The sequence below is a fragment of the Paenibacillus ottowii genome (assembly GCF_050516475.1).
Lineage (GTDB): Bacteria > Bacillota > Bacilli > Paenibacillales > Paenibacillaceae > Paenibacillus > Paenibacillus ottowii.
Map to the genome: position 1 here is coordinate 714590 of NZ_CP191577.1, position 23522 is coordinate 738111.

Annotated in this window: 22 protein-coding genes and 1 riboswitch; of the genes, 11 read left to right on the plus strand and 11 right to left on the minus strand. The window is 44.2% G+C overall.

Annotation, left to right across the window (positions count from 1 at the left end; all coding sequences use genetic code 11):
• Positions 1-49 precede the first annotated feature (49 nt).
• The 4 genes from ACQQ6X_RS03250 to ACQQ6X_RS03265 all read left to right on the plus strand — a co-directional run bounded on the left by ACQQ6X_RS03250 (position 50) and on the right by ACQQ6X_RS03265 (position 5448).
• Positions 50-928: a LysR family transcriptional regulator gene (locus tag ACQQ6X_RS03250; RefSeq protein WP_305168092.1), complete on the plus strand. Its 879-nt coding sequence runs from the start codon at positions 50-52 to the stop codon at positions 926-928.
• A gap of 350 nt (positions 929-1278) precedes the next feature.
• On the plus strand, positions 1279-2655 hold the full coding sequence (locus tag ACQQ6X_RS03255; RefSeq protein ID WP_430493595.1) for an MFS transporter: 1377 nt from the start codon (positions 1279-1281) through the stop codon (positions 2653-2655).
• Positions 2656-2965: 310 nt separating this feature from the next.
• Entirely contained in the window at positions 2966-4030 is a 1065-nt protein-coding gene (locus ACQQ6X_RS03260) for a polysaccharide deacetylase family protein (protein WP_305168123.1), read from the plus strand.
• Positions 4031-4443: 413 nt separating this feature from the next.
• Positions 4444-5448: an aldo/keto reductase gene (locus ACQQ6X_RS03265; RefSeq protein ID WP_305168095.1), complete on the plus strand. Its 1005-nt coding sequence runs from the start codon at positions 4444-4446 to the stop codon at positions 5446-5448.
• A 35-nt stretch (positions 5449-5483) separates the two neighbouring features.
• On the opposite strand, the gene ACQQ6X_RS03270 is transcribed toward ACQQ6X_RS03265, so the two are convergent.
• A complete protein-coding gene (locus tag ACQQ6X_RS03270) occupies positions 5484-6305 on the minus strand; it encodes an AraC family transcriptional regulator (RefSeq protein ID WP_305168096.1) in 822 nt (273 codons plus the stop codon).
• Between the two features lie 276 nt (positions 6306-6581).
• On the opposite strand from ACQQ6X_RS03270, the gene ACQQ6X_RS03275 reads away from it, so the two are divergent.
• Positions 6582-7136, plus strand: coding sequence for a GNAT family N-acetyltransferase (locus tag ACQQ6X_RS03275; protein ID WP_305168097.1), 555 nt, complete (start codon positions 6582-6584; stop codon positions 7134-7136).
• Between the two features lie 128 nt (positions 7137-7264).
• A complete protein-coding gene (locus tag ACQQ6X_RS03280) occupies positions 7265-7876 on the plus strand; it encodes a DUF1349 domain-containing protein (protein ID WP_305168098.1) in 612 nt (203 codons plus the stop codon).
• A 393-nt stretch (positions 7877-8269) separates the two neighbouring features.
• Here the strand turns inward: ACQQ6X_RS03280 and ACQQ6X_RS03285 are convergent, their stop codons facing one another.
• The 5 genes from ACQQ6X_RS03285 to uxuA all read right to left on the minus strand — a co-directional run bounded on the left by ACQQ6X_RS03285 (position 8270) and on the right by uxuA (position 14403).
• Complete coding sequence (locus tag ACQQ6X_RS03285) at positions 8270-8998, minus strand: HAD family hydrolase (RefSeq protein WP_305168099.1); 729 nt, start codon at positions 8996-8998, stop codon at positions 8270-8272.
• A gap of 29 nt (positions 8999-9027) precedes the next feature.
• Positions 9028-10077, minus strand: a complete 1050-nt coding sequence (gene gutB1, locus ACQQ6X_RS03290; protein WP_063211058.1) for a 2-amino-2-deoxy-D-mannitol dehydrogenase GutB1 — start codon at positions 10075-10077, stop codon at positions 9028-9030.
• Positions 10078-10111: 34 nt separating this feature from the next.
• Positions 10112-11380 (minus strand): aspartate aminotransferase family protein, encoded by a 1269-nt coding sequence (locus ACQQ6X_RS03295; RefSeq protein WP_430493532.1) that lies wholly within the window; start codon positions 11378-11380, stop codon positions 10112-10114.
• A gap of 221 nt (positions 11381-11601) precedes the next feature.
• Entirely contained in the window at positions 11602-12810 is a 1209-nt protein-coding gene (locus tag ACQQ6X_RS03300) for an MFS transporter (protein WP_305168100.1), read from the minus strand.
• A gap of 516 nt (positions 12811-13326) precedes the next feature.
• Entirely contained in the window at positions 13327-14403 is a 1077-nt protein-coding gene (uxuA, locus tag ACQQ6X_RS03305) for a mannonate dehydratase (RefSeq protein ID WP_305168101.1), read from the minus strand.
• A gap of 159 nt (positions 14404-14562) precedes the next feature.
• Here uxuA and ACQQ6X_RS03310 point away from each other — a divergent pair, with 159 nt between their 5' ends.
• Positions 14563-15216, plus strand: a complete 654-nt coding sequence (locus ACQQ6X_RS03310) for a GntR family transcriptional regulator (RefSeq protein ID WP_305168102.1) — start codon at positions 14563-14565, stop codon at positions 15214-15216.
• Between the two features lie 293 nt (positions 15217-15509).
• On the opposite strand, the gene ACQQ6X_RS03315 is transcribed toward ACQQ6X_RS03310, so the two are convergent.
• From ACQQ6X_RS03315 to ACQQ6X_RS03330, 4 genes are all read right to left on the minus strand, one after another.
• On the minus strand, positions 15510-16364 hold the full coding sequence (locus ACQQ6X_RS03315; protein ID WP_305168103.1) for an SDR family oxidoreductase: 855 nt from the start codon (positions 16362-16364) through the stop codon (positions 15510-15512).
• A 92-nt stretch (positions 16365-16456) separates the two neighbouring features.
• A complete protein-coding gene (locus ACQQ6X_RS03320) occupies positions 16457-16723 on the minus strand; it encodes an AraC family transcriptional regulator (protein ID WP_305168104.1) in 267 nt (88 codons plus the stop codon).
• A 374-nt stretch (positions 16724-17097) separates the two neighbouring features.
• Entirely contained in the window at positions 17098-17985 is an 888-nt protein-coding gene (locus ACQQ6X_RS03325) for a dihydrodipicolinate synthase family protein (RefSeq protein ID WP_305168105.1), read from the minus strand.
• A gap of 123 nt (positions 17986-18108) precedes the next feature.
• Complete coding sequence (locus ACQQ6X_RS03330; RefSeq protein ID WP_305168106.1) at positions 18109-18762, minus strand: YczE/YyaS/YitT family protein; 654 nt, start codon at positions 18760-18762, stop codon at positions 18109-18111.
• 115 nt (positions 18763-18877) lie between these two features.
• Between ACQQ6X_RS03330 and ACQQ6X_RS03335 the strand changes: the two genes are divergently transcribed.
• From ACQQ6X_RS03335 to ACQQ6X_RS03350, 4 genes are all read left to right on the plus strand, one after another.
• On the plus strand, positions 18878-19330 hold the full coding sequence (locus ACQQ6X_RS03335) for a MarR family winged helix-turn-helix transcriptional regulator (RefSeq protein WP_063211047.1): 453 nt from the start codon (positions 18878-18880) through the stop codon (positions 19328-19330).
• A gap of 31 nt (positions 19331-19361) precedes the next feature.
• Positions 19362-19883: a GNAT family N-acetyltransferase gene (locus ACQQ6X_RS03340; protein WP_305168107.1), complete on the plus strand. Its 522-nt coding sequence runs from the start codon at positions 19362-19364 to the stop codon at positions 19881-19883.
• An 8-nt stretch (positions 19884-19891) separates the two neighbouring features.
• A riboswitch (guanidine-I (ykkC/yxkD leader) is annotated at positions 19892-19990 on the plus strand.
• A 95-nt stretch (positions 19991-20085) separates the two neighbouring features.
• Entirely contained in the window at positions 20086-20427 is a 342-nt protein-coding gene (locus tag ACQQ6X_RS03345; protein WP_149033087.1) for a DMT family transporter, read from the plus strand.
• 3 nt (positions 20428-20430) lie between these two features.
• Positions 20431-20745 (plus strand): DMT family transporter, encoded by a 315-nt coding sequence (locus ACQQ6X_RS03350; protein ID WP_305168108.1) that lies wholly within the window; start codon positions 20431-20433, stop codon positions 20743-20745.
• A gap of 197 nt (positions 20746-20942) precedes the next feature.
• On the opposite strand, the gene ACQQ6X_RS03355 is transcribed toward ACQQ6X_RS03350, so the two are convergent.
• Entirely contained in the window at positions 20943-23102 is a 2160-nt protein-coding gene (locus ACQQ6X_RS03355) for an amidase (RefSeq protein ID WP_305168109.1), read from the minus strand.
• Positions 23103-23522 lie beyond the last annotated feature (420 nt).

Here is a 23522-nt window from a genome sequence, read left to right on the forward strand (position 1 = left end):
TTTGATGATATAATCTCATTGACTTGAAGGAATGAATAGGGGGTACGAAATGGAACTTCTTCAACTGCAATATTTTCTCACGGTAGCTCGTTTGGAACATGTAACCGAAGCAGCACGAAGTCTGCACGTTACTCAATCGTCGCTGAGTAAAACGATTCAACGCTTGGAGGAAGATTTGGGGGTCCCTTTATTCGATCGAACAGGGAGGAAACTGCAATTGAATGAGTTTGGAAGCAAATTCCTTTACCGTGTAGAAAGGGCTTTATTTGAGTTAGAACAGGGGAAGCAGGAGCTCACCGACTTATCCAGCCCAGAACACGGAATTCTCGAATTGGCGGTGACCACCGCAAGCACATTACCAAATATTCTTCGAGAATTTCGGAGAAAAAGACCCTACATTCAGTTTCATGTGCAAATGCTGACCACACAGGAAATGGTTAAACTTCTTCATAGAGGAGAGGTCGATTTTTGCTTGTCCTCACCTCCTGTTGAAGGGAAGGACATCGAATGTAAAATCGTATGTATCGACCCCATTCTTGTAGCTGTTCCAAAGGGACATCGGCTTGCAGATCGAAATAGCGTATCCTTAACAGAGCTAAGGGAAGAATGGTTTGTCGGCGTAAAGAGAGGCTATGGAACTCGTGATCTAGTGGACTCTGTATGCAAGTCGGCAGGATTTGTGCCTAAATATGTGTATGAAGGGGATGAACCTGCAAGGCTTAGCACTCTTGTGGAAGCCGAAATTGGCATAGCTTTCATACCGAGCACGGCACGAAATTCGCAGGGACACCTCAAATATCTCCAGGTAGAGAATCACGAATTGATACGGGAGATCGCTTTATTATGGAACAGGAATCGGTATATTTCGCGGGCTGCTCAGGAATTTCAAGAGATAGTTGTAGAATATTTTGCGACGCTTTCTAAATAGACACATTTAGTTCCATAGTGGTTTTTGACGATCTACCATTGAAAATAAATAAGTAGAAGATTGCCTTAATAAGATAGTGTAAAGGCTGAACATTGTAATCCAACGAGTAGGAACTAATCGTTTTTACTTTACCTCGTTATGAAATGATTATCGTCAACATTGTAGGTGATATTTTTTGTTTTTTTATGATAATATGGTTAGGTAATTTTAATTAAACAGATTTTTACTTTTACTTTTTGGAGGCGTTAGAATGAAGTACATAGTGAAGAGAAGGGCACATTTGAAAGGGGACAACGCATCACTGGCCCTATAAACTGCGTGATCCCTGGTATTCTTAAGGGGTTTACATGATGGAAAAGTTGATTGAGGAACGCATTCCTAAATCTTTGATTTGGCTGTGCGTGCTTGCATTTTTCAGCGTATTAAATGAGACGGTGTTTAACGTATCGTTACCCGACATTGCCGCTCAATTTGGGATTGAGCCGTCTGCTGCAAATTATGTCAATACCAGCTTCATTCTTTCTTTTGCAGTAGGGACAGCCGTTTACGGAAAAATATCGGACATTTACGGTGTAAAAAAACTGGTTCTCATCAGTATGATGATATACGGCGGGGGATCGCTAATCGGCTTGCTTTTTCATGCCTGGTTTCCGATTTTGCTTGCCGCTCGATTTATTCAAGGGGCAGGTGCTTCTGCCGTCCCTGGGCTAATTATGGTCATCGTTACCAAAAGTATTGAAAAGCAGCATCAAGGAAAAGCCTTTGGAATGATCGGGTCGACCGTTGCGCTCGGAGAAGGTTTTGGTCCTATACTTGGAGGCTGGATTGCAGACTATGTGCATTGGTCCTATCTATTTTTTCTACCGATGATGACGCTAGTCACGCTACCGTTTTTCTTACGAACGCTGCCTGACGAACCTGTCACAAAAGGTGGGCTTGATGTTTCGGGAGGCCTGCTCTTTGTTCTTGGGATTGTTTCGTTTACTTTATTTACGACACACTACGAGTGGTGGTATTTGATCATCAGTGTCACTCTTTTCATAGGATTTGTGCTGCGAATTCGAAGAGCTAAGGAACCTTTTGTAGACCCGGCTTTATTCCAAAAGAGAAGGTTTATCGTGGGCGTATTTGTAGGGGGATTACTTCTAGGGACGGTTGCAGGTTTTATGTCTATGATCCCTTACATGATGAGAGAAGTACATCAGATGTCGACGAGCCTTATCGGAGGCGGTGTTCTGTTTCCGGGCACGATTAGCGTGATTCTTTTCGGGATTGTTGGCGGTTCTTTGGTCGATAAGCGGGGAGCTCGTTTTGTCATGGTTGCAGGGTTATTGCTTCTTAGTTCAGGACTTTTGATCGTTTCACTTTTCGCGGATCGTAGTTTTTGGATCATCTCAGGAGCATTGGTTCTGATTTTTGGTGGACTATCCTTTGTCAAAACGGTCATCTCAACCATTGTGGCAGGCTCGCTAAGTGCTGATGAATCAGGCTCAGGAATGGGTTTTTTAAATTTTTCCTGTTTTTTGGCAGAAGGGATCGGTATTGCAGTTGTAGGCGGACTGCTTACACGACTTAGGTTTAACTTTCTTATTTTCCCAATCGTTACTAACGTTGCGGCGTATCTGTACAGCAATTTGACGTTACTGCTTCTAGCTACAGTAATGACAGGCGGTGCCATTTTCCTGATTGTATTCAAGAGAGAAAAGGCTTCCTTGGATCGTCAATAAAAAAATAAGAATTTCTATAGAGCTGACATTGGTTGATGTCAGCTCTTTTTGTTCAAGAAAACCCCAGTTCAGGACTACGTACTCTTCACAAGTTTGAGCCACAAGAAACTAAACTTTTTACAGCATAAGGTTAAATATTTGTAGGTTGAATATGAAGAGTTCGATGATAAAATATAATCTGTAAACGTTTACAATTAAAAGGATGAAGCTATGATTGCAATTTAATGCATGGCAAGCAGGGAAATGTAAATGAGAATCTTCAATTGAAATCTTGGTGAAATCAAACATTATATTAAGAGGAGACAGTATTATGCTCAAAGCAAAGCTAGTAAAAGGGACAATGGCCCTAATGCTTATTGGTATGTTGTTCTCCGTACCAATGATGCCAGTCGCCAGTGCTGCCGATACCAGTTGCGTGAACGGTTACGTAGGTCTGACGTTCGACGATGGCCCAAATGCCAGTAACACAACAAAACTGCTTGCTGCGCTAAAACAGGCTGGCTTGCGCGCGACGATGTTCAACGTTGGACAGAACGCACAGAATAACCCATCTCTGGTACGGGACCAGGCGGCCGCTGGCATGTGGGTCGGCAATCACTCCTATACCCACCCGAATATGACTACGCTCAGTAGCTCGCAAATGTTGTCGGAAATCACACGCACGCAGCAGACGATTCAGTCAATTACCGGAAATGCGCCAAAGCTGTTCCGTCCGCCGTATGGTGCGACCAACGCGACTTTAAAGTCTATCGAAAGCCAAAACGGTCTTACTGAAGTGCTATGGAGCGTTGATTCTCAGGATTGGAACGGAGCCACTACCGCTCAGATCGTAGCTGCCGCGGGCAAGTTGCAAAACGGTGACGTAATCCTGATGCATGACCAATACCAGACAACGCTTCAAGCGATCCCGCAGATTGCACAAAATCTCAAGAGCCGTAACTTATGCTCCGGCATGATCTCTCCGAGCACCGGCCGTGCGGTGGCGCCTGACAGCGCTACAACTCCTCCGAGCACAGGCACGAGAGTGGAAGCCGAAAGTATGACCAAAGGCGGTCAGTATACCGGGAATATCAGCTCGCCATTCAACGGGGTCGCTTTATACTCCAACAATGATTCGGTGAAATACAGGCAGTATTTTTCAAGTGGAATCCATAGTTTTTCACTCCGTGGTGCTTCGAATAACTCCAATATGGCTAGAGTCGACTTAAAAATTGGTGGACAGACTAAGGGCACTTTTTACTTCGGCGGGAGCAATCCTGCAGTTTATACCCTGGCTAATATCAATCATGGAACCGGAAATCAAGAGATTGAGCTATTTCTAACAGCTGAAAACGGAACATGGGATGCATACCTTGATTATTTGGAGATCAACTAGAATCCGAAGAAATAATGGACAAAAACATATACACCTGGAAGTCGCCAAAAAGGCGGCTTTTTTCTTTTAACGATAGTACTGAACGTTTCCCGTGGGGCTGGGCATCGCGTATAATAAAAGTGAATTATTTATGTACTGAGTCTGAAATCGTTTATTTTTGGTTTGGGGTGAGTCTAGTGGCATCTATTCATGAGGTGTCTCTCGTCACCCTCATCAAGCAAGGAATGGAGTAGCGAGCAAATTTCCTTTAATGAAACTACTCAAGGGTACCTATGTTGGCGGAGCTACTGTAATGTAATAACATTATGACATGCACTTTTATCACAGTGACATTCCATTACATAAGAATTGTTAGATATACTTGAGCTGTCTAAGATTAGTAATTTGCTAGGAATGAGAAAGGATGAAGTCAGGTGACTTATATCGCACAAGAGAATCGATACGAACAAATGAAATATCGGCGGATTGGACGGAGCGGCGTCAAGCTCCCGGCTGTTTCGCTCGGTTTGTGGCAGAATTTCGGAGGGGATAAGCCGTTTGAGGATAGTCGTGCAATGATATTACGCGCCTTCGATCTAGGTGTCACGCACTTTGATTTGGCGAACAATTACGGCCCGCCTCCAGGATCCGCTGAGGAGACCTTTGGAAACGTTTTAAAAAAGGACCTCGCATCTTATCGGGATGAGCTGTTTATTTCCACTAAAGCTGGCTTCTATATGTGGCCTGGCCCGTACGGTGAGTGGGGATCGAGAAAAAACCTGCTTGCAAGCCTGGATCGTAGCCTTCAGCGGATGGGACTCGACTACGTCGATGTCTTTTACCATCATCGTCCTGATAGCGATACCCCATTAGAGGAGTCGATGGGAGCGCTCGCTCATGCCGTGAAGTCAGGCAAAGCATTGTATGTCGGTTTGTCCAATTACGGACCGGAGGAAACGAAGCAAGCAGCTGCGATCCTTAAAAACCTTGGTACACCGCTGCTCGTCCACCAGCCTATGTATTCGATGCTGAACCGGTGGATTGAGAACGGACTGCAGGACGTACTGGCTGACGTGGGAGCCGGATCAGTGGCTTTCTGCCCGCTTGGTCGCGGACAGTTGACGGGAAAATACATCGATAAGCTGGAAACTGAGTTTAAAACAGGCCTGCGCACGTTGAAACCAGAGGCCGTATCTCAGGAGCGGATCAACAAATTCCGTGCGCTGGAGGCCATTGCGAAGCGCCGGGGTCAGACGTTGCCGCAAATGGCGTTGACATGGGCGCTGCGCGAAGGCGGCGTGGATTCGGTGCTAATCGGTGCAAGCCGTGTAGGTCAAATCGAGGAAAATATGCAAGCAGTACACTCGGAACCGCTATCGGTAGCGGATCTTCAAGAGATTGATCACGTTATGCATAAGATCGGGGATATCCCCTGGTAATGTCATAGCAATAATACGAACCGTTATACGGAAAATCAGTCGAGTCTTGAAAGAACCATTGAACTATCTCTTTTAAGCTTAGCACGAAAGTGTGATGGAGAAAGTCCCTTCACTTTTTTAAACATTTTGGAGAATAGCAACGGGTCGTTGTAGCCAACAGAATAGGAGACTTCCGCGATGGACAGCTGCGAATTGCCCAGCAGATCGCTTGCTTTGTCCATCCGGAGGTTTAACAAGTATTGTTGTGGGGAAACATTAAGAATTTCTTTGAAAAGGATGGATAGATAGACACGATCAATCCCAACCATGTGTGCGACCTCGGAAATGGCAACTCTTTGGTTATAGTTCATTCGAATAAACTCGACCGCTTTACGGATGTAGGTGTCCTTGGGCCTTACCTCGGGCAGTAGCTGACTCGTAGCGACCAACATTTCGATCCAATCGGCGAGTAACCTGAACAAAATACTCTGTCTTCGCAGCTCACAAGTGCTGTGGTTTTCGTTGCAGGCAGTAAATTCATCCAAATAAGAATCAAACCAAAACAACGGAGCGTACCTGAATACGGGATGATGAGGAGAAATATGCGCCCGCTCCAATAGAGATATAACCTCGTTACCCGAAAAGGCAATCCAAGAATAAATCCAAGGATCGGTCTGGTCCGCCTCCATGTAACAAAGAATATTGTCGTATACAATAAAGCCTTCGCCTTGTTGAAGATGAAAAGTCTTTCCGTCAATCTGGTAAACGCCTTTACCCGCGTGGATAAACATGATTTTATATTGCCCTTTGATACCGGGCCCCCAAGAGTAGCTGGGTTCACAAATTTGTTTGCCGTGATAACCGTAACGAATATCCATCTGATTGCTTGCCTCCTATGATATTACATCATGACATATGATCTCTTGAAAGTCACTTGTGAAATGCGTTACTTGAAGAGTTTTATGGAGGCTGCAAAATACTTTGCAAAGATGTTAGACGAAACTTTGTTATAATGGTTAGAACGGAACAGTGTTAAACTGATGCAGGTGAGAAGGATCATGCAGCATTGATGCAGCTTGATTTTGCTTCAAGATGGAGGAAGTGTTCCAATCTTCATTTGTACCTTATAAAAGTATAGGAGGACGAAAACGAACTTGGATATTGTAGTCAGAGAACTGAAGGCTGAGGATGATGAGAGGGGTGCAAACCTTGATAGTAGCTTTATCGTGGACTCTATTCTTGTCTTGCAATTTACGAGACAGCGAATCGAATATACGGTGAAGGAAAGGCCTTGTAGTAAAAAAAGCTACGATGATGATCAGTTTAGAGAAGACACCGCTCAGGACTATTCGAACTATATCGGTAATCCCGATCAAATCATATATTTAGCACTCGTAAATAATCAAGTCGCGGGTCAAATTGTTCTGAAAAGGAACTGGAACAAATATGCATATGTGGAAGATATCAAAGTCGACAAACTATATAGAGGCTTCGGTATTGGTAAGAAACTAATCGAACAGGCTAAACGCTGGGCGAAGGATGGCGGAATGCCAGGAATCATGCTGGAGACACAAAACAATAATGTTCGGGCATGTAAATTTTATGAAAGTTGCGGTTTTGTCATCGGTGGATTCGATTCCTATGTTTATAGAGGCCTAGATAAAGAAAGTGACGAAATTGCGATCTATTGGTATCTGATGCTTGATTAACAAGTGATTAACTCTCAGAATATACTTAATAAGACAGAAATATTGATGGCTCCTTTAAGATATCCCCCCGATCATCTATACTAAGGACATTACGACACACATTTATTTGAATAGAGGAGGGCAAAAATATGACTAAAAAGAGAATGGATTGGGAGGAAGGGAATTGGATCAATTCACCTTTGTATGCCCGGAAGGAAGGAGACTTCCTTAAGGTTGCGCCTGAAAAGGGAAGAGATTTTTGGAAAAAGACATTATATGGTTTTGAATTTGAGGATGGGTCCGCTTTATTATCAGATTGGAATAACAACACGGCGGTGGAAGTGTCGTTTCAACTCGCATCATTTACGGAGCTTTACGATCAGGCAGGTATTTTATTATACAATGGCCCGGAGCAATGGATTAAAGCGGGGATAGAAATCAATGATGGCATTCCTCAGCTTTCCACAGTCGTAACCGCTGGATATTCTGACTGGTCACTTGCGGCTGTGCCAGAGTGGGTTGGTGAAGAAGTCACCCTCCGCGCTTCCATCATCAAGGATGCTGTGGTTATTCGCGCACGGACGGAGAATCACGGATGGCGAACGATTCGTGTGGCGCGTTTTCCCTACACCACTGGAAATCAGGCAGGTCCATATACCTGTTCGCCAACCCGTGAGGGCTTTGAGGTTACCTTTACTCGCTGGCACTTTACAGAGCGGGACCAAGACCTTCATAGTGATCCTCCTGTAGAACATCATTGAAGAACGATTGCACAGCTGACCAAAGTATTATGGATATCCTAAAACTTTTATATATACACATACAGTAACAAATACAGCAATGATCTAAGAGAATGGCCCAATTGGAAAATTGCTACTAGACATAATAAAAATACATACTAATAAATTCCGATTGCGTCATTTCTAAGTTCAGTTTTTTCGTAAGAGGCATGAATTTAAAAAATAATCGAAGAGCTGAGGCGGGGGGAGCCGTAACCTGTTCGATTCAACAGGGCTGGTTTGATGAAAAGTATGCCCCATAGGGTACACACAGGGTAGTGTAAATGACACACTCTACTGTGTACTCTATGGGGTATAATTATATATGTCCTCAACCATTGTAAAGGATTTAAAAGATGTGTAGAGGGCAGGCAACTATTCTTCGAATGGCAAGCTCTCTTTAAGTGCCCACAGATCATCATAGCTAAAAATACGGTGATCGGCCTTAGACAAATCCTGCTGACCCGAGCCTGGGTTGTGCAAACCAATGCAGCGCATGCCAGCACTCTTGGCTGCATGAACACCGTTCCGGGAATCCTCAATAACAATGCAATGGGCCGGAGCTATGCCGAGCAGTTCGGCGGCATATAGGAAGATGTCTGGAGCCGGTTTACCCTGGGATACCTCTTCTCCGGTGATTCGAATATCAAAGTAACGGCCAAGTCCCGTTTTTTCCATGATGAGGTCAATCAGCGACCGCGGAGAGGAAGAGGCTACGGCAACCGGAATTCCTTTTTCCTGTAGCCAGTCCAGCCACCGTTCCAGTCCGTCGATCGCCGTCAGGCCCTCATGTGCTGTTATGGTCTGCATCACATTTTTTCGGTGAAAGGCAAGTGCCTCTTCCAATGCATTAGTGAGTTGATGTTTGTCCAGCACTTGCCGCCACATGGATTCGAGTGTCACTCCGACATAAGTGTGATGCTCTTCTTCCGTCATAGGCGCACCGAAATGGGCAAAGGAGTTGCGTTCAACCTCAAAGTAAATCGGTTCGCTGTCTACTAACACCCCATCCATGTCGAAAATGACCGCTTTGACCGGAACGGACGCTGATAGATCTCCTGTACATTCATTATTCGTCGGTGTAACATGATGGATGCTCGTCATGTCCATTCTCCCCCTTGTTAGTAGCTAATTTAGTTGCCGGAGCCATTCGATTGCAGCACAATCTTGATTGCCTGGGATGAAGGCTGAAGTGTCCGCTCACTGATATTACATCCAAGTGTCTTAAAGGCTTCATGGAAGTCATCAAGCGGATACGAGTGGGTTATGATTTTTTTGGCAGGAATGATTTGCTGCTCAATCAGGTAATGCGCCGTGGAGAATGTGCCCAGAGAATCAATCGAGCCGATGATTTTAAGGCTACGGTCAACTACCTCTTTCGGATTAAACGAGCTTACACCATCTCTCAGCCCTACCAGCATCAAATACCCGCCGCTCGCAAGCTGGCTTAGTACCTCAGTGCCGACCACTCCTGTGGTATCCACAATCATGTCCACCTGATTTTTTTCCGGAGCCAGCTTATGAATGGCCGCTTCCAGCGTGGCATGCGCGGACCACCGTTCGGGGGCAATAGAATCCGCAATGGCGAGCCGTTCCTCTGAGATGTCCACAAGGCAACCAGTCACGCCTTTCGAAGCAAGAGCGTAGCTATACAGAATCCCGATCGGACCTGCGCCTATAATAACAGTGGTAAAGTTCGGCAGCAGGTGAATCTGGTTGATACCAGTCAGCATACAGCTCAGCGGTTCGGTCAGCGTCGCTTCTTCATAGCTGATATGGTCCTTCAGCTTGTACAAAAAACGGTCCTCAGTCACATAGTAATCGGTGAACGTACCGTCGGCGCTGACTCCGGTCTCTGTTACGGATTTGTGGGTGCAATGATTTTGTCTTCCTGTCCGGCACATTTCACATTGACCGCAGTAGTATGTTGGATCAATCACCACCCGGTCCCCAGGCTTTAGTGAACTGACGGCTGATCCAACAGCGACAACATCCCCGGCTGATTCGTGGCCCAAGATCGTGGACGGCACGGCATGATATTTGCCACTAATGATACCTAGATCCGTACCGCATACGCCTGTCGCCCGAATCCGGACGAGAACATCGTTATCTTTTTTAATCTCCGGGATCGGTCTTTCCTCAAGTGCGACATCCCAAGCTGATTTGTATACCAGTGCAAGCATGAATAATTCCTCCTTTTGCCTATTGGGCAGATCGTTAGTGAAGGGTAGAAAGAACGGCATCAAGCCGTTTAACAATTTCGACAATCTCATCTTCTGTAGCCGTGAGGGAAGGTCTCACTTTGACCACATTGCCATAACCGTAACGGGAACCTCTGAGAATTAATTGCTGTTCCTCAAATGCACGATCGATAATTCCATTGCTTTTCACTGCATCCGGGGCATCGTCCTCATCTACGATTTCCAGTCCCCACATTAGTCCGACGCCACGAGCCTCACCAATGCAATCATGCTTGTCGGCCATCTCCGTCAGCAGGGATCCAAGTAGGTCGCCTTTGGACCGGACGGCTTCCAGAAAACCGGGTTCGGTTACAACCTCCAGCGTGGATTTGGCTGCCGTGACCGAGATCAGATTGCTGCCCGAGGTAAAGGAATGCTCGTGCTTCTCCAGGACATCAAGCCGAGACTGCATCAAGACCGCTGCAACCGGGACACCGATGCCACCCAGACCTTTGGCGAGCGTAATGATATCCGGTTGGATGTCAAACAGCTCACTTGCGAACATGTAACCTGTCCGCCCAATTCCGGTCTGCACTTCGTCAGCAATCAGAATCATCCCGTGCTCGTCGCATAGCTGACGGAGGCGCTTGAAATATCCTGGAGGCGGGATGATATTACCTCCGTTGCCCAGAATGGGTTCGATAATCATGCAGGCCACAGACCCTGAGCTTGCATACTCAATGGCGTCTGATATAGCGTCAATACAATGATGACCACACTTGTCTGGTGAAGAATTAAAGGGACAGCGATAGCAGTAGGGGGCAGGCACATGCAGAGAGTTTGCCGCAGTTGAGTTAGGGAAATTTTTCCGACGGAAGGCATTGCCGGAAATGCCTGTTGCGAATTGGGTTTGTCCATGATGTGACAGGTGCAAGCTGATGATATCCGTAGCCCCGGTATATTTCTGGGCCAGTTTCACAGCACATTCGTTCGCTGTGGAGCCGGTAATATCTCTCATCCACCCAGCATCGATGCCGTTCGGGGCATACTGGATTAGATGATCTAGGACTTCTTCGACATAAGGCTCTGTAAAAGACGAAGACATGTGAGCAAGATTGCCGACTTGCTCCTGTACTTTGCTGACGACATGAGGGTGGTTATAACCGAGCGACAAGTTGAAGGTGCCGGATACGCCATCCAAATACTCCTTGCCCGAATCGTCAATCAGAGTAATGCCTTTACCATATCTGAAACGTTCTTTGGTTAACGTATGCACGATATTTCCCCTCCATATCAGAATATACATTCTTATTAGTCATCCTTGTAAAATGTACCACCCTATTAGAGCGTCACGCGGCTGAACCCACCTCCCTCAAGTAAAAAATTCACCTCCTCGTCCTCATGGACAAGGGGGTACAATTTGGTGCTCCTGCGATTTCACAGATATGAGAGATAACCGCAGTAACAGAATCAGCCTGAAAAGCAAAAATGCGATAGGCCTCACCTCCCCCAAGAACTAAAACAATGTCATCCTTCCTTGCTCTGATGGACAAGTGAGTCAACTACTCGGCTACCCCGATTGTTCCACAGATGCGTGAGAATAAGTGCCAGCAGCAAAATCAGAGTAAACCCTCCTAAAATCCAGAGGCTAGCCGCCACCGGCCATTCGCTCATGCTCCAGCCTATAACATATTGAAGCACCGAGCCGCCAATTCCGCCTGACGCAATCAGAATGCTGGTCGTCCGCTCGGTCATTCCTGGAATCAGTACGTTGGCGTAGACAAGCGCGATACAGAAGAGGCCAGACATGAATATGCCTGCACCAAAAATGAGAAGGTATGTAGCCCATTGGCTGGATATAAACACCATGGCAACCAGGAAACAGAAAGTTCCGATTGCACTCCATAGCAGATAAGGAATATATCCGGCTGATTCTGCAATCCTTCCTGAGAACATACGACCAATGATCATTGCAATCCAAAGCACGCTGACACCTAGCGAGGCAACAGATCCCTGAAGTTGTAGCGTTTCTGTCAGAATAGAAGGTAGGAAGTTCATGAGCCCCAGTTCAAGACCCATATATACAAAGAAGAAAATAATGAAGATTCCTAGCAATACACGGTGCTGTCCTGAGTAACGGGCTTGTTCAACTGAACGCTCAGTAGTTCGGATGTCTGCTTGGGTGAGGTGAGTGGAGGCGGAAACAGGCATGGTAAGCCAAAATAGCAATAGGATAAAAGTAAGAAAGGAGATGGTGTAAAAGGTTAGATTCCATATTCCAAACCAGATATACAGGCTAACGATCGCAGGCATAAGCAGTGCACCAAGTGCAAAATAGACATCCAGCTTGGACATGGCTACGGCTTTTTGCTCCTCCGTAAACTCAATTGTAAACGCTCCGATGGATGATTCAATAATGCCTGAGCCGAAGCCAATCCAGATGGCCATTACGATGACCCAATTCCATGAGGGCAGTACACCCAAGATAGTACATGCGACGACAATACTCCCCAAGGCAATAGCAAGCATGGACTTGCGGCCCATATGTAGAGCCATGAAGGGAGTGAGTAAAACGCCGACAAGAAAGCCGAAAAACTGCAAGAACAGCAGTAATCCACCATCGCTGTACCCCCGTCCATAGTGAGGCAGCAAAGTCGGCAGTAATGCCCCCAGCACGACGCTGGTGACGCCGATTAACAGATAGAAAGCACAACTTAAAGCGAAAAGTCTCTTCAAGGCCTGTCCCTCCATAAGGTCATATTTTTTTATAGGAGCATCGTTTTTACTAGAATATACCATTATCTTGGAAAAGTATATACAAAATTCAACAGAAAATGTAAAAATGAATAGCTATACTCTTAGTAATATGCTTCATTAACTGTGATACATATCATTGAGGATGACTATCAGGGTTATGATAGAAAAGATAGATTATTCGCCTGTACTTTCGTACAATTGACTTCGATTTAGACATTGATTCATAATTCAAATAAACGGTTGATTAAAAAAACATTGGAGGGGATATTCCATACGTTTGGAAGGAAAAGTTGCAATGTACTGAGACCAAAACACCAAATACTTGCTAACCTCAGCAGTGACAAAGGGAGCCGTAACGTTGCCTGGAGGTAACGATCATCTCCATGTCGGCTAATCCCAGCTCCCGAAAAGCAGACTGTGCCTGTAAGGAAGGGTGGGGTGAATATCATCAAGGACTCTTTACGAGTTCACGCCTGACGAGAGCAATTGGAGCATCTATTTCACTCCCTTGCCTTGAGCGAGACTATCCCAGACACCAAGCAAGTACATGACTCCAAGTGCACGGTCATACAAACCATAGCCTGGACGACAATTCTTTTCCTCCCCCCATAGATGCCTGCCGTGATCAGGGCGTACATATCCCTGGAATCCGCTTTCATAATAAGCTTTTACTACTTCTGGTATATTGACGCTTCCGTCCTTTCCGCGGTGTGACACTTCAATAAAATCGCCATTCTCAAACACTCTAACATTGCGAATATGTGCAAAATGAATACGATCATGGAATTCCCGAATCATAGCTGGCAAATCATTCCCAGGATTGGTCCCTAGTGAGCCTGTACAGAAGGTTAGACCGTTATAAGGACTGTTCACTGCATCCAGGATACGCCGGATGGTCTCACGACTCCGGACAATTCTTGGTAACCCGAAGATAGGCCATGCCGGATCGTCAGGATGAATGGCCATCTTGATGTCAACCTCCTCGCAGACCGGGATGATGCGCTCAAGAAAATACTTTAGGTTGTCAAATAGCTTGTCTTCGGTGACATCCGCATAAGCAGCAAACAGCTCATCCAGTCTTGCCAACCGTTCCGGCTCCCACCCAGGCATTGTGAACTTCCCGGCTCCCTTAAGAATCCGATCCACCATTTGGCGGGGATTATCGGTAATGGCAGCCTTTTCATAAAAAAGAGCGTTGGATCCGTCAGGCAACTCTCTATACAGTTCCGTTCTGGTCCAGTCAAAGACAGGCATAAAGTTATAGCAAATCACCTTAACGCCCACTTTGGCCAATTTGCGAATGGTGTCGATATAAATGTCAATATATTGATCGCGGGATGGCAAGCCGATTTTGATATCATCGTGGACATTTACACTTTCAACAACCGCCGTACTAAAGCCCTTGCTTGTAATATGATCAGCTACTTCTTCAATTCGCTCCATTTCCCATACTTCACCAGCGACCTTCTCATGTAATGACCAGACAATACCCATAACCCCCGGAATTTGCCGGATATGGTCCAGTGTAATATTGTCGTTGCCTTCCCCATACCATCTCCAGGTCATGTTCATAACGATATCCTCCCTAATCTTATCGATTTATCTTGTATACAAGATTGGTTTGATCATAAAGTACATAGTTTGCCCTTGTCAATGAACATTTGAGAGGAGTTTATCCCGCTAAAATGTTTTATAATAAAACCAGATTTATAAAGTGAAGGCAGGAATGATATGTTTACGAAGGAAGAAATCAAGCAGCTTCTGAAAAATGATATTTTGTCGTTGACCTTAAAGCCGGGGACTCTGCTCAGCGAGACAACCTTGTCAGAACGCTTTCAATTGTCCAGAACTCCGCTGCGCGATGTTTTGAAGCAGCTTGCACAGGAAGCTTACATTGATATTTATCCCAAGAAGGGGAACGTTGTCTCTTACATTGATCTGGAGTCCGTAGAACAAATGAGCTACTTGAGAAGCGCACTGGAAAAAGAGATTATGAAGGAGCTTTCTACGCAATTTGCATTAAGCGATATACAGAAGCTGAGCGAAATTCTGGAAAGCCAGAAGGCTGTTATTGATGAAGATCATGCTACAGATCAATTTCTTATTTTGGATGATGAGTTCCACCATACTATGTTCCAATTGGTGGGGCGAGAGTTTCTTTGGCAGTTGATTCAGCATTCAAATGTTCACTATATCAGATATCGCAAGCTTCATATGCTGGAAACAGGAAAGCTGATGGAAATCTGGCATGAACACCAATCTATGCTGGAATATATGTTGAATCACGAGACAAGCAAAATGGATGACCTGATTCACCATCACCTTAGAAAGGATATGCATTCTCTCAAATTTCTCCGGCAGTTCACTGACTATATTAAGAAATAACGTTGCTTCTTCAAATAATTGATAAATGTTGAAATCCGGGGAACTCATGCGGACGGTTCAACGAGTTGGAAGAATTGAATGGATTGGTGGAATTTTTATAAGCATTCGTGATCTTGTATACAAGATAGATGGAATACTCCTTGAATATACGCAACGTAGATATGATAAATTAAACAACTTTATTGTAGCTAGAACTGAAAAATGTATGATACACTCGCCCGTTATATTGACATCATAAATCCCTTGCCACTTCATAATTGAAAATAGAAGGGCAAGGGACTGAGCATGAGTGTCTATACCCCTGAATAGGCCATGAAGCCACCATCTACAGGAATAACTGCTCCGGTCACAAAACCAGAGGTGGTTTCATCGGCCAGCCAAAGCAACGTTCCGAGGAGATCTTCAGGTTCACCGAAACGACGCATCGGAGTGTGGGCAATGATCTTGGCCGAGCGCTCGGTAAGCGAGCCGTCTTCGTTGGTCAGCAATTGCCGATTCTGCTCTGTCAGGAAAAATCCGGGGGCAATGGCATTCACCCGAATGCCAGATTCGGCTAGATGTACGGCCAGCCACTGGGTAAAGTTGTTGATAGCAGCTTTGGCAGCGCTGTAGGCGGGAACCTTGGTCATCGGGCTGGGAGCGCTCATGGAGGATATGTTAAGGACCACAGCGCCAGGTCGTCCGATCATGCCTTTGGAAAAAACCTGTGTTGGAATTAAAGTCCCGATAAAATTTAAATCAAGCACATGACGGAAGCCAGGCACGCTGAGATCGAAAAATGTAGTGATTCCAGACTGGTCCAGATCTTTTAGATGAAACGTTTCCAGACTCGTATTCGCACTTGGGTGGTTGCCGCCTGCTCCATTGATTAAAATATCGCACGGACCAAGCAGACGGCTGACCGTTTCCTCAGCCTGTCTCATGCTTTCAACATCGGTCACATCACAGGCAACCGCGATAGATTCTCCGCCACGCTCACAGATTTCTTTTGCTACCAAATCGCCCTTGTCAACAGTATGGTTCAAAATGGCGACCTTGGCACCCTGGCGGGCGAGCTCCTTGGCCATGGAACTGCACAGCACACCGGAACCGCCGGTTACCACAACTATTTTTCCGGACAAAGCCGGATGCAGGGGAAGACTAGTCATTTGGTATCCCTCTTTTCGTTGGAATATAAATCCGTATTACGCTTATACACGTTTCACAAGCTGCCATGAATTTTAGCCTAAAAGCACATTGACTAGTATGGAAGATCCTCTTTAGCCTTTTTTCTAAATTCGCTAGGTGTCATGAAAATCGTTTGTTTAAAGATCTTACAAAAATACATTGACGAGTTAAAGCAACATTCGTTACCAATCTCAATTATCGTTAACTTTGTGTGGATCAGCAAGTGGCGACTTGGCGATATCTTCGATTGTGTGATTTTGTTGTAGTTTTGGTTGATGTACGTCAGAATAGGTCCAAAGCTAGCTTCTATGGAGCAATTTGAGCTTGGACAGTGCAACATTATGCATCTCAATGTTATAGGTAGAGTCCTGAATTAAAATTTGATGATACCCTTTTTCTAGAAAATAAAGTTCAAATGCATCGTGATAATGAAAATTAGTCATGTGGTGATCTGCATCATGGATGACATACTCGATTGAAAAAAGGGGATGCGTGCTGGTGATCATCTATTTTCGATCTTAGCTCGAAAGTCGCAACTCAGAGTCGACCGGATCTTTATGACAACAGGGACGAATTACCGCCTGTGGATGCCCTTTGGACGGATTCAATAAGAAGACAATCCTAAGTTAAACCAGCACCTTCAAGATGAAAGAGCGGAATTTAGATGCATATTGAGATTCCGCTCTTCTTTCGATAAACAGGCAAAGAAAAAATTTATTCCTGAATATCCTTTAGTATGAGTTGCAAGTGTTCTCTAGCTGATGGATTCAATGGTTGTAAAGGTAAAGGAAGACTGGGACTTGAGATCAAGCCACTTATCTCGGCTGCTGCTGAAACAACACGTAAGCTGCCATATTGATGAAATAACGACCAAATAGGTTGAAGCCGTGTAGAGAGCTGTTCTGCCTCGTCAGCAAGACCCGTCTGGGCTAACCGAGTCATTTTTAGGCACGTCTTTGGGAACAAACCACCGAGAACGGAGTACCATGCTTCACAACCTGCATTCAAGCCAGTAACTGCAAATGAATCCCCACTTACTCCTGTAGTTACATGGGGAGGAATGAACTCTCGTAAATTTTTAATGCGTGTCTTGGCTGCTTCGGGATCATTAGGTACTCCAGGAATCTTAATAGAACGAACATGAGGTAACTCAGCAATTCGGCCGTGCAATTCATCACTGAAATGAAAATGGGAGGTACCCGGATTATCATATACACAAAGTGGAATGGAGAGTGAACTTGTTGCCTGTTCATAGAGTGAAAAAACTTCTTCATTCGTTAGTGTTTGATAGGAGATGGGGGCTAGCAGCACTGCACTAGCTCCTGCTCTCTGTGCATCTTCCGCTAATCGAAGTACATCTAAAGTACGAATCGCACTTATACTTGTCATTACGGGAATTCCCTCAGCTGAATGGACAGCAAGCTGAAGAACACGTAAACGCTCTTCTCGATTAAGATATGCATAATTTCCAGTGGAACCTAATGCACCAATTGAGTCTACACCAGCGGCAACCAATCGTTGAATCAGTGCCACAAAGGCTTTTTCATCAATGCCTGTCTCATTAACTGGGGTAAGTGGAAAAGCAGATAAACCACGGAACATAAAACTACACTCCTTAATGAATTGACCTTCAAAATATAAACACATTATAAAAATGAATTAGACACGCTTAAAGTACCAATTAAGAGACGAATAACTGTACCAATTTTTTAGAGAAACTAGCCATCAGATCAGGTTCGTTGTATGCTTTTTATCTTTATCATGATTTGGTGATGTACCAGAGTGTATTAATATGCGGTCTAATGCCTTTCTAGTAAGTGGCATAAAAAAATTGAGCATTAGCCCTCCCAGACAAACAGTTAACAAAGTTCCAATGCCAACGGGTCCATTTAAAATTAACGCGATGATCAAGAATATGAGGTAAATGAGTGTTCTCGAAAAAAACAGATTTGTTCTAGTTAATTCCTGTATGATTATGGTTAATCGATCAACTGGAATGGGCGCAAAGTTTGTTTGTAAATACGTTGCAGTTCCTAACCCCACAACTACCAAACCAATTCCAAAACAAGCAACTTTGCTGTACCATAGTTCAGGTATTATTAAATCCCGCAATAAAAAAAGCCACATATCAATTGCAATCCCCGTTACAAATGCTGTTAATAACCCCAAAACTTCTGGTCTTTGTCTTTTTAGAAGTGAATTACAACAGATTAATATAAATGCCGTTATGATTTCCCAACTTCCTACAGTAAGCCCCACATTTGTGGAAAGCCCTACCAAAAGCGCATCAAAAGGCGATGTCCCAAGGTCTGATTGTATAGTGAAAGAAATACCAAGAGATAATATGAAGATTCCTGTTACAAAAAACACATATTTCACTTTACTCGACCTCTTTTTCATAATTTAATATTGCAAATGCAACAAAATTAGGGTAGATTTAATATATACCATGTTTATTGCATTTGCAACAAAATGGGGGGCAAAGGAGTTCATTATGAAGGAAGTACTTCGTGAAATTGGAATGATAGCAAGGGCATTAGACTCTATTAGTAATATTGAATTCAAGGAATATGACCTTACAAAAGGACAGTATTTATACCTGGTACGAATATGTGAAAACCCAGGAATTATTCAAGAAAAGTTAGCTGAGATGATAAAAGTAGATCGAACAACCGCATCTCGTGCTATTAATAAACTTGTCATCAACGGATTTATTGAAAAGAAAGAGGATCAGCATAACAAAAAAATTAATAAACTCTTTCCAACAGAAAAAGGGAACAATGTTTATCCTTTTATAAAAAGAGAGCATGATCATTCGGACAATGTTGCATTAGCGGGATTTTCAGAAAGTGAAATAAACACCATTTTTAATCTTCTGCAAAGAGTAAGAAAAAATATAAGTGATGAATGGGAATTTGTGAAGAAGGGGAACAAAAGGAATTACTGATTGATTCATACGAAGGAGCGATATTTTTATAATGAATGTGAAAATGGTCAAATGCAGTCGTAGAGATTTACAATTACTCCAAGAAATAAGCATCAAAACATTTAATGATACTTTTAAAGATCAAAATTCACCTGAAAATATGCAAGCCTATATGGAAAAAGCATTTGACTCGAAACAGCTGGATAAGGAATTGTCCAATGTCTGTTCAGAATTCTTTTTCATCTATTTTAATGAAGAACTTGCTGGATATTTAAAAGTAAATATAAACGATGCCCAATCCGAAAAAATGGGTGATGAGTCACTCGAAGTGGAAAGGATTTATATAAAAAACAAATTTCAAAAACATGGGCTTGGTAAATATCTGATAAATAAAGCAATAGAAATTGCACTGGGACTCAAAAAACAGAAGGTCTGGCTCGGTGTATGGGAAAAAAATGAAAATGCCATTGCTTTTTATGAGAAAATGGGGTTTGTTCAAACGAGTGCACACTCTTTTTATATGGGTGATGAAGAACAGACTGATTTTATAATGACCAAAACAATCATACTATAATTGAATTCAAAAATGTTTTCTAGGGTTCCGCGATGTCATATCGGCTGGTCCGAGAGAAAACTCACAGTCGTTGTACTGTGTCACGGAGGGATAAAAGCCTGGGAGAAAAACTGCTGTATGCAGTATGCTCTCAGGCTTTTTTCAATTGCTGCTTTAGAACCATATTACATTTGCAGCGTGATCAAAAAGGAGGAAGTACAAAATGAACAAGACATGGTTATCTGTTGTAATTGCTGCGTTATTTGAAGTTGCATGGGTTATTGGCCTGAAACATGCCAGTGGATGGTTAGAGTGGGGAGGGACTTTAGTTGCTATTTTTGTAAGTTTTATACTCATGATTATGGCCTCCTCTACCCTTCCGGTTGGAACCGTATATGCAGTGTTTGTCGGTTTGGGAACAGCCGGAACTGTATTGGCAGAAATATTGTTGTTTGGTGCTGAGGTACAGGGATCTAAATTAATGCTGATTGGGCTGCTTCTACTGGGCGTTGTGGGACTCAAAATCCAAAGCAAAGAGAAGAAACAAGAAAAGGAGGTACGCTAACGTATGAACTGGGTATTTCTAATTTTGGCAGGCGTATTTGAAATGATTGGAGTCCTCATGATTAATAAGCTCCATAAAGACCGGAATTTCCTGTCCATGATCTACTTGCTTGGAGGCTTTGGATTAAGCTTTTTCTTTCTAAACCTGGCTATGAAATCACTACCCATGGGAACAGCCTATGCTGTCTGGACTGGCATTGGAGCCTCAGGTGGGGCCATATTGGGTATGATCTTATATGGTGAACCGCGTAATACTGCCAGAATTTTGTTCATTACGATGGTACTTGGCTCAGCGATTGGTCTAAAGCTGGTAAGCTGAATAGTGACCTCGACGAAAGACAAACTCCCTCTACTGCGAAAGCGGTGAGGGAGTTTGCTCATTTAAATATTAAATTCTCGCAATGCGCCTGCTATATTTAACTTTGACTCATTAACATAGGGACGGGTATCCTGCCAAGCTCAATATTTGTCTAAGGCCAGCTTCAGCAATAGCTTCTCTAAGGAGAATCTTCGTCATTAGGGTAAAGTGACAGACTTGACTTGAGCAGAGGTATTTCCGTAGATATCCTTGGCCAGCACAAGAACATGCAGCGTATCGGCTTGGGAGACACCACTCTGTTTGTATTTAGTAGTTGAAAGTGTTGCTGACCAGTTGGCTTTATCTTCTGTAATACCGATACGAATGCCATTGACATAAACTTTAAGCTGCGCGATACCACTTTGGTCTGTGACTGAACCTTCTAAAGCAAGAACATCGTCCTTGATCGAAGCATTCAACTTAAGAGCAGGAGCTTCTGTTTCCTTCCGTTTAGAGGGGGGGAGAGTAGTATGCGGGTTATATGAAAAGGTTTCACCCTCAAGTGCTGGCGTACGTGCTGCAATAGGACGTTTTTTGGTTGCCTGTTCATAGGAATAAGCGTAACGAAGCAGGTCATTATCGCTGTATGCGGCACCTGCCATCGTCAGATTCACAGGCATACCAGTATCCTTCATAGCACCCATGCTCACAGACACACTTGGGATTCCGTATTCGCGTAAAAGGAAATTTGTATTGGAGAAATAGTTGCCATTCTCCCACGCTTCCTCATAGGACGTTTCATTCACATCGGAGTCCGCTTTGCCGATATTCGAATTTGCCGGGAATGCAATAAAATCAAGGTTATTTTGCTTCATCCAGTCTTCAAAATCAATCTTTCGAACATTCTCAAGCCCCCGCAGCCCTTCATAAAACTGAGGAATTTGTTCGTATGGAGTAACGCCTTTCTTGATGGTGTCAATGAATACGTCATAGTGGCCAAGGTCTCTGCCACGTTTGGCATCCACCGAACCGGGCGGATTCGGAAAGACGGTTGCGGGATCGATATTTGCCCATGACGGGAAATTCGGATCGCCTACACTTTTAAGGAACTCCTCAGCTACATAAGGATTAAGCAGTCCGAATTCCTTTTCACTCCACTTTGCTGGCATCAACCCTCGTTCTTCAGGTGTTTTCGCAGTTGGTCGGTCCTTTTCGCTGTTCACTTGCAGGGGGAAGTCAACTTCCACAACCTCAGCTCCCAGAGCAGTTAAATCCTTTACAGCTTTTTCCCATAATGCTTGTATTGAAGGTCTGAATTTGATCGGAGTTGAAGTTTCTGGGTCCTTACCGATATAGATCTTCGGAACACCGATGCGTTTGCCTTTCAAAGCTTGGGTATCTCGCAACTCCAGATAGGAATTGGGACGTACACTGTTGACAGAAGGGAGGCGAACGGCTTTCTGTTCTCGCCAGAAATCGCCCTTGGTGATCTTATCCTCTACAACGATCACGTCAAGCAAACGGAGCATGTCCTCGACAGTCCTCGTATGTGGGACAACGACATCCCGTATAGGGAAGAGCGGCCAATTCCCCCGAATGGAGATTAGGCCTCGCGATGGTGTGTAAGCAATTAAACCATTGTTGGATGCTGGTGATCTTCCAGAGGATACCGTTTCTTCCCCCATACCGAAAGCAGCGAGGTTGGCGGCTGTTGATACGCCAGATCCGTTAGAAGAGCCAGAGTACCAGGCTGCAGCCAAATAATCTGGATTGTACGGACTTTCAGCACGACCATAAACGCCTCTTTGCATTCCCCCCGCTGCCATTGGCGGCATATTGGTTTTACCAATGAGCACCCCACCGGATTTGCGTATCTTCTCTACTGTAAAGGCATCATCCTTTGCCATCAGGTTTTTGAAAGCCGGAGATCCAGCAGCGACAGTGAGACCCTTAACCTTGTAGCTGTCTTTAACCGTGTAGGGTATGCCCTGCAGGGGTCCGGTATTAACACCCTGCGCCCTTAGTCGATCAGCCTGCGCAGCTTCTTTTAGTACGTCAGGGTTCAGAACCGGGATAGAATTTAGCCGAATGCCACTAGAATCATAGGCATATACCCGGTTAAGGTACATGGCTGTGAGCTCGACACTCGACAGTGCTCCTGACTTCATCGCATCCTGCATCTGAGCAATCGTAGCCTCTCGCAATTGAAATGTAACGAGGGAAGAGGTGGGTTCACTACTTTTAATGGAAGAGGAGGGCGAAGGAGCAGCGGATGCAAATGAGCATCCTGTGAAAGTTAAAATCATACCAGCCGCGATCCATTTGTAATAGCCACCGAGTACATTCCTTGTACTTGCTTTTAGTGACCGTGCGCGCATAACATTTCACTCCTTAAATTAGGTAGAATCAGGAATTTAATAAGAGGGGAATGAGAGAAGGTCTATTTTTGCATAAATGTTTCTAATTATACTACTTATTTTCATATGATTTGTCAATTATTGTAATGTTGAAAGCGAGAAAGTACGGTCCATTTTTTAAAAATAAAAGAAGGTTTAACGTCTCTAAAAGAGCGCTAAACCTTAAGGGGTGCTTGTGGAATATTTTCACAAATAGAATTATTGATCTCGGCATAATATCTCCCTATGGATTAGTTATACCGATTGAGAGTCAAAGGTGGAACTAGGATCGTCTGATTAGATTTCAGTAACTCACGGAGCAAATCATTAGGGTACATCCCTTTTGATGTGCTCTTTTTAATATAGAATAGTATTGTTATATTTGATAGAGCATGTTATGAT

Excerpts from the sequence above, each read along its gene's own strand:
- ACQQ6X_RS03250 (WP_305168092.1), top strand. The coding sequence starts at position 50 with ATGGAACTTCTTCAACTGCAATATTTTCTCACGGTAGCTCGTTTGGAA.
- ACQQ6X_RS03255 (WP_430493595.1), top strand. The coding sequence starts at position 1,279 with ATGGAAAAGTTGATTGAGGAACGCATTCCTAAATCTTTGATTTGGCTG.
- ACQQ6X_RS03260 (WP_305168123.1), top strand. The coding sequence starts at position 2,966 with ATGCTCAAAGCAAAGCTAGTAAAAGGGACAATGGCCCTAATGCTTATT.
- ACQQ6X_RS03270 (WP_305168096.1), bottom strand. The coding sequence starts at position 6,305 with ATGGATATTCGTTACGGTTATCACGGCAAACAAATTTGTGAACCCAGC.
- ACQQ6X_RS03280 (WP_305168098.1), top strand. The coding sequence starts at position 7,265 with ATGACTAAAAAGAGAATGGATTGGGAGGAAGGGAATTGGATCAATTCA.
- ACQQ6X_RS03285 (WP_305168099.1), bottom strand. The coding sequence starts at position 8,998 with ATGACGAGCATCCATCATGTTACACCGACGAATAATGAATGTACAGGA.
- gutB1 (WP_063211058.1), bottom strand. The coding sequence starts at position 10,077 with ATGCTTGCACTGGTATACAAATCAGCTTGGGATGTCGCACTTGAGGAA.
- ACQQ6X_RS03295 (WP_430493532.1), bottom strand. The coding sequence starts at position 11,380 with ATGTATATTCTGATATGGAGGGGAAATATCGTGCATACGTTAACCAAA.
- uxuA (WP_305168101.1), bottom strand. The coding sequence starts at position 14,403 with ATGAACATGACCTGGAGATGGTATGGGGAAGGCAACGACAATATTACA.
- ACQQ6X_RS03310 (WP_305168102.1), top strand. The coding sequence starts at position 14,563 with ATGTTTACGAAGGAAGAAATCAAGCAGCTTCTGAAAAATGATATTTTG.
- ACQQ6X_RS03315 (WP_305168103.1), bottom strand. The coding sequence starts at position 16,364 with ATGACTAGTCTTCCCCTGCATCCGGCTTTGTCCGGAAAAATAGTTGTG.
- ACQQ6X_RS03320 (WP_305168104.1), bottom strand. The coding sequence starts at position 16,723 with ATGTTGCACTGTCCAAGCTCAAATTGCTCCATAGAAGCTAGCTTTGGA.
- ACQQ6X_RS03325 (WP_305168105.1), bottom strand. The coding sequence starts at position 17,985 with ATGTTCCGTGGTTTATCTGCTTTTCCACTTACCCCAGTTAATGAGACA.
- ACQQ6X_RS03335 (WP_063211047.1), top strand. The coding sequence starts at position 18,878 with ATGAAGGAAGTACTTCGTGAAATTGGAATGATAGCAAGGGCATTAGAC.
- ACQQ6X_RS03340 (WP_305168107.1), top strand. The coding sequence starts at position 19,362 with ATGAATGTGAAAATGGTCAAATGCAGTCGTAGAGATTTACAATTACTC.
- ACQQ6X_RS03345 (WP_149033087.1), top strand. The coding sequence starts at position 20,086 with ATGAACAAGACATGGTTATCTGTTGTAATTGCTGCGTTATTTGAAGTT.
- ACQQ6X_RS03350 (WP_305168108.1), top strand. The coding sequence starts at position 20,431 with ATGAACTGGGTATTTCTAATTTTGGCAGGCGTATTTGAAATGATTGGA.
- ACQQ6X_RS03355 (WP_305168109.1), bottom strand. The coding sequence starts at position 23,102 with ATGCGCGCACGGTCACTAAAAGCAAGTACAAGGAATGTACTCGGTGGC.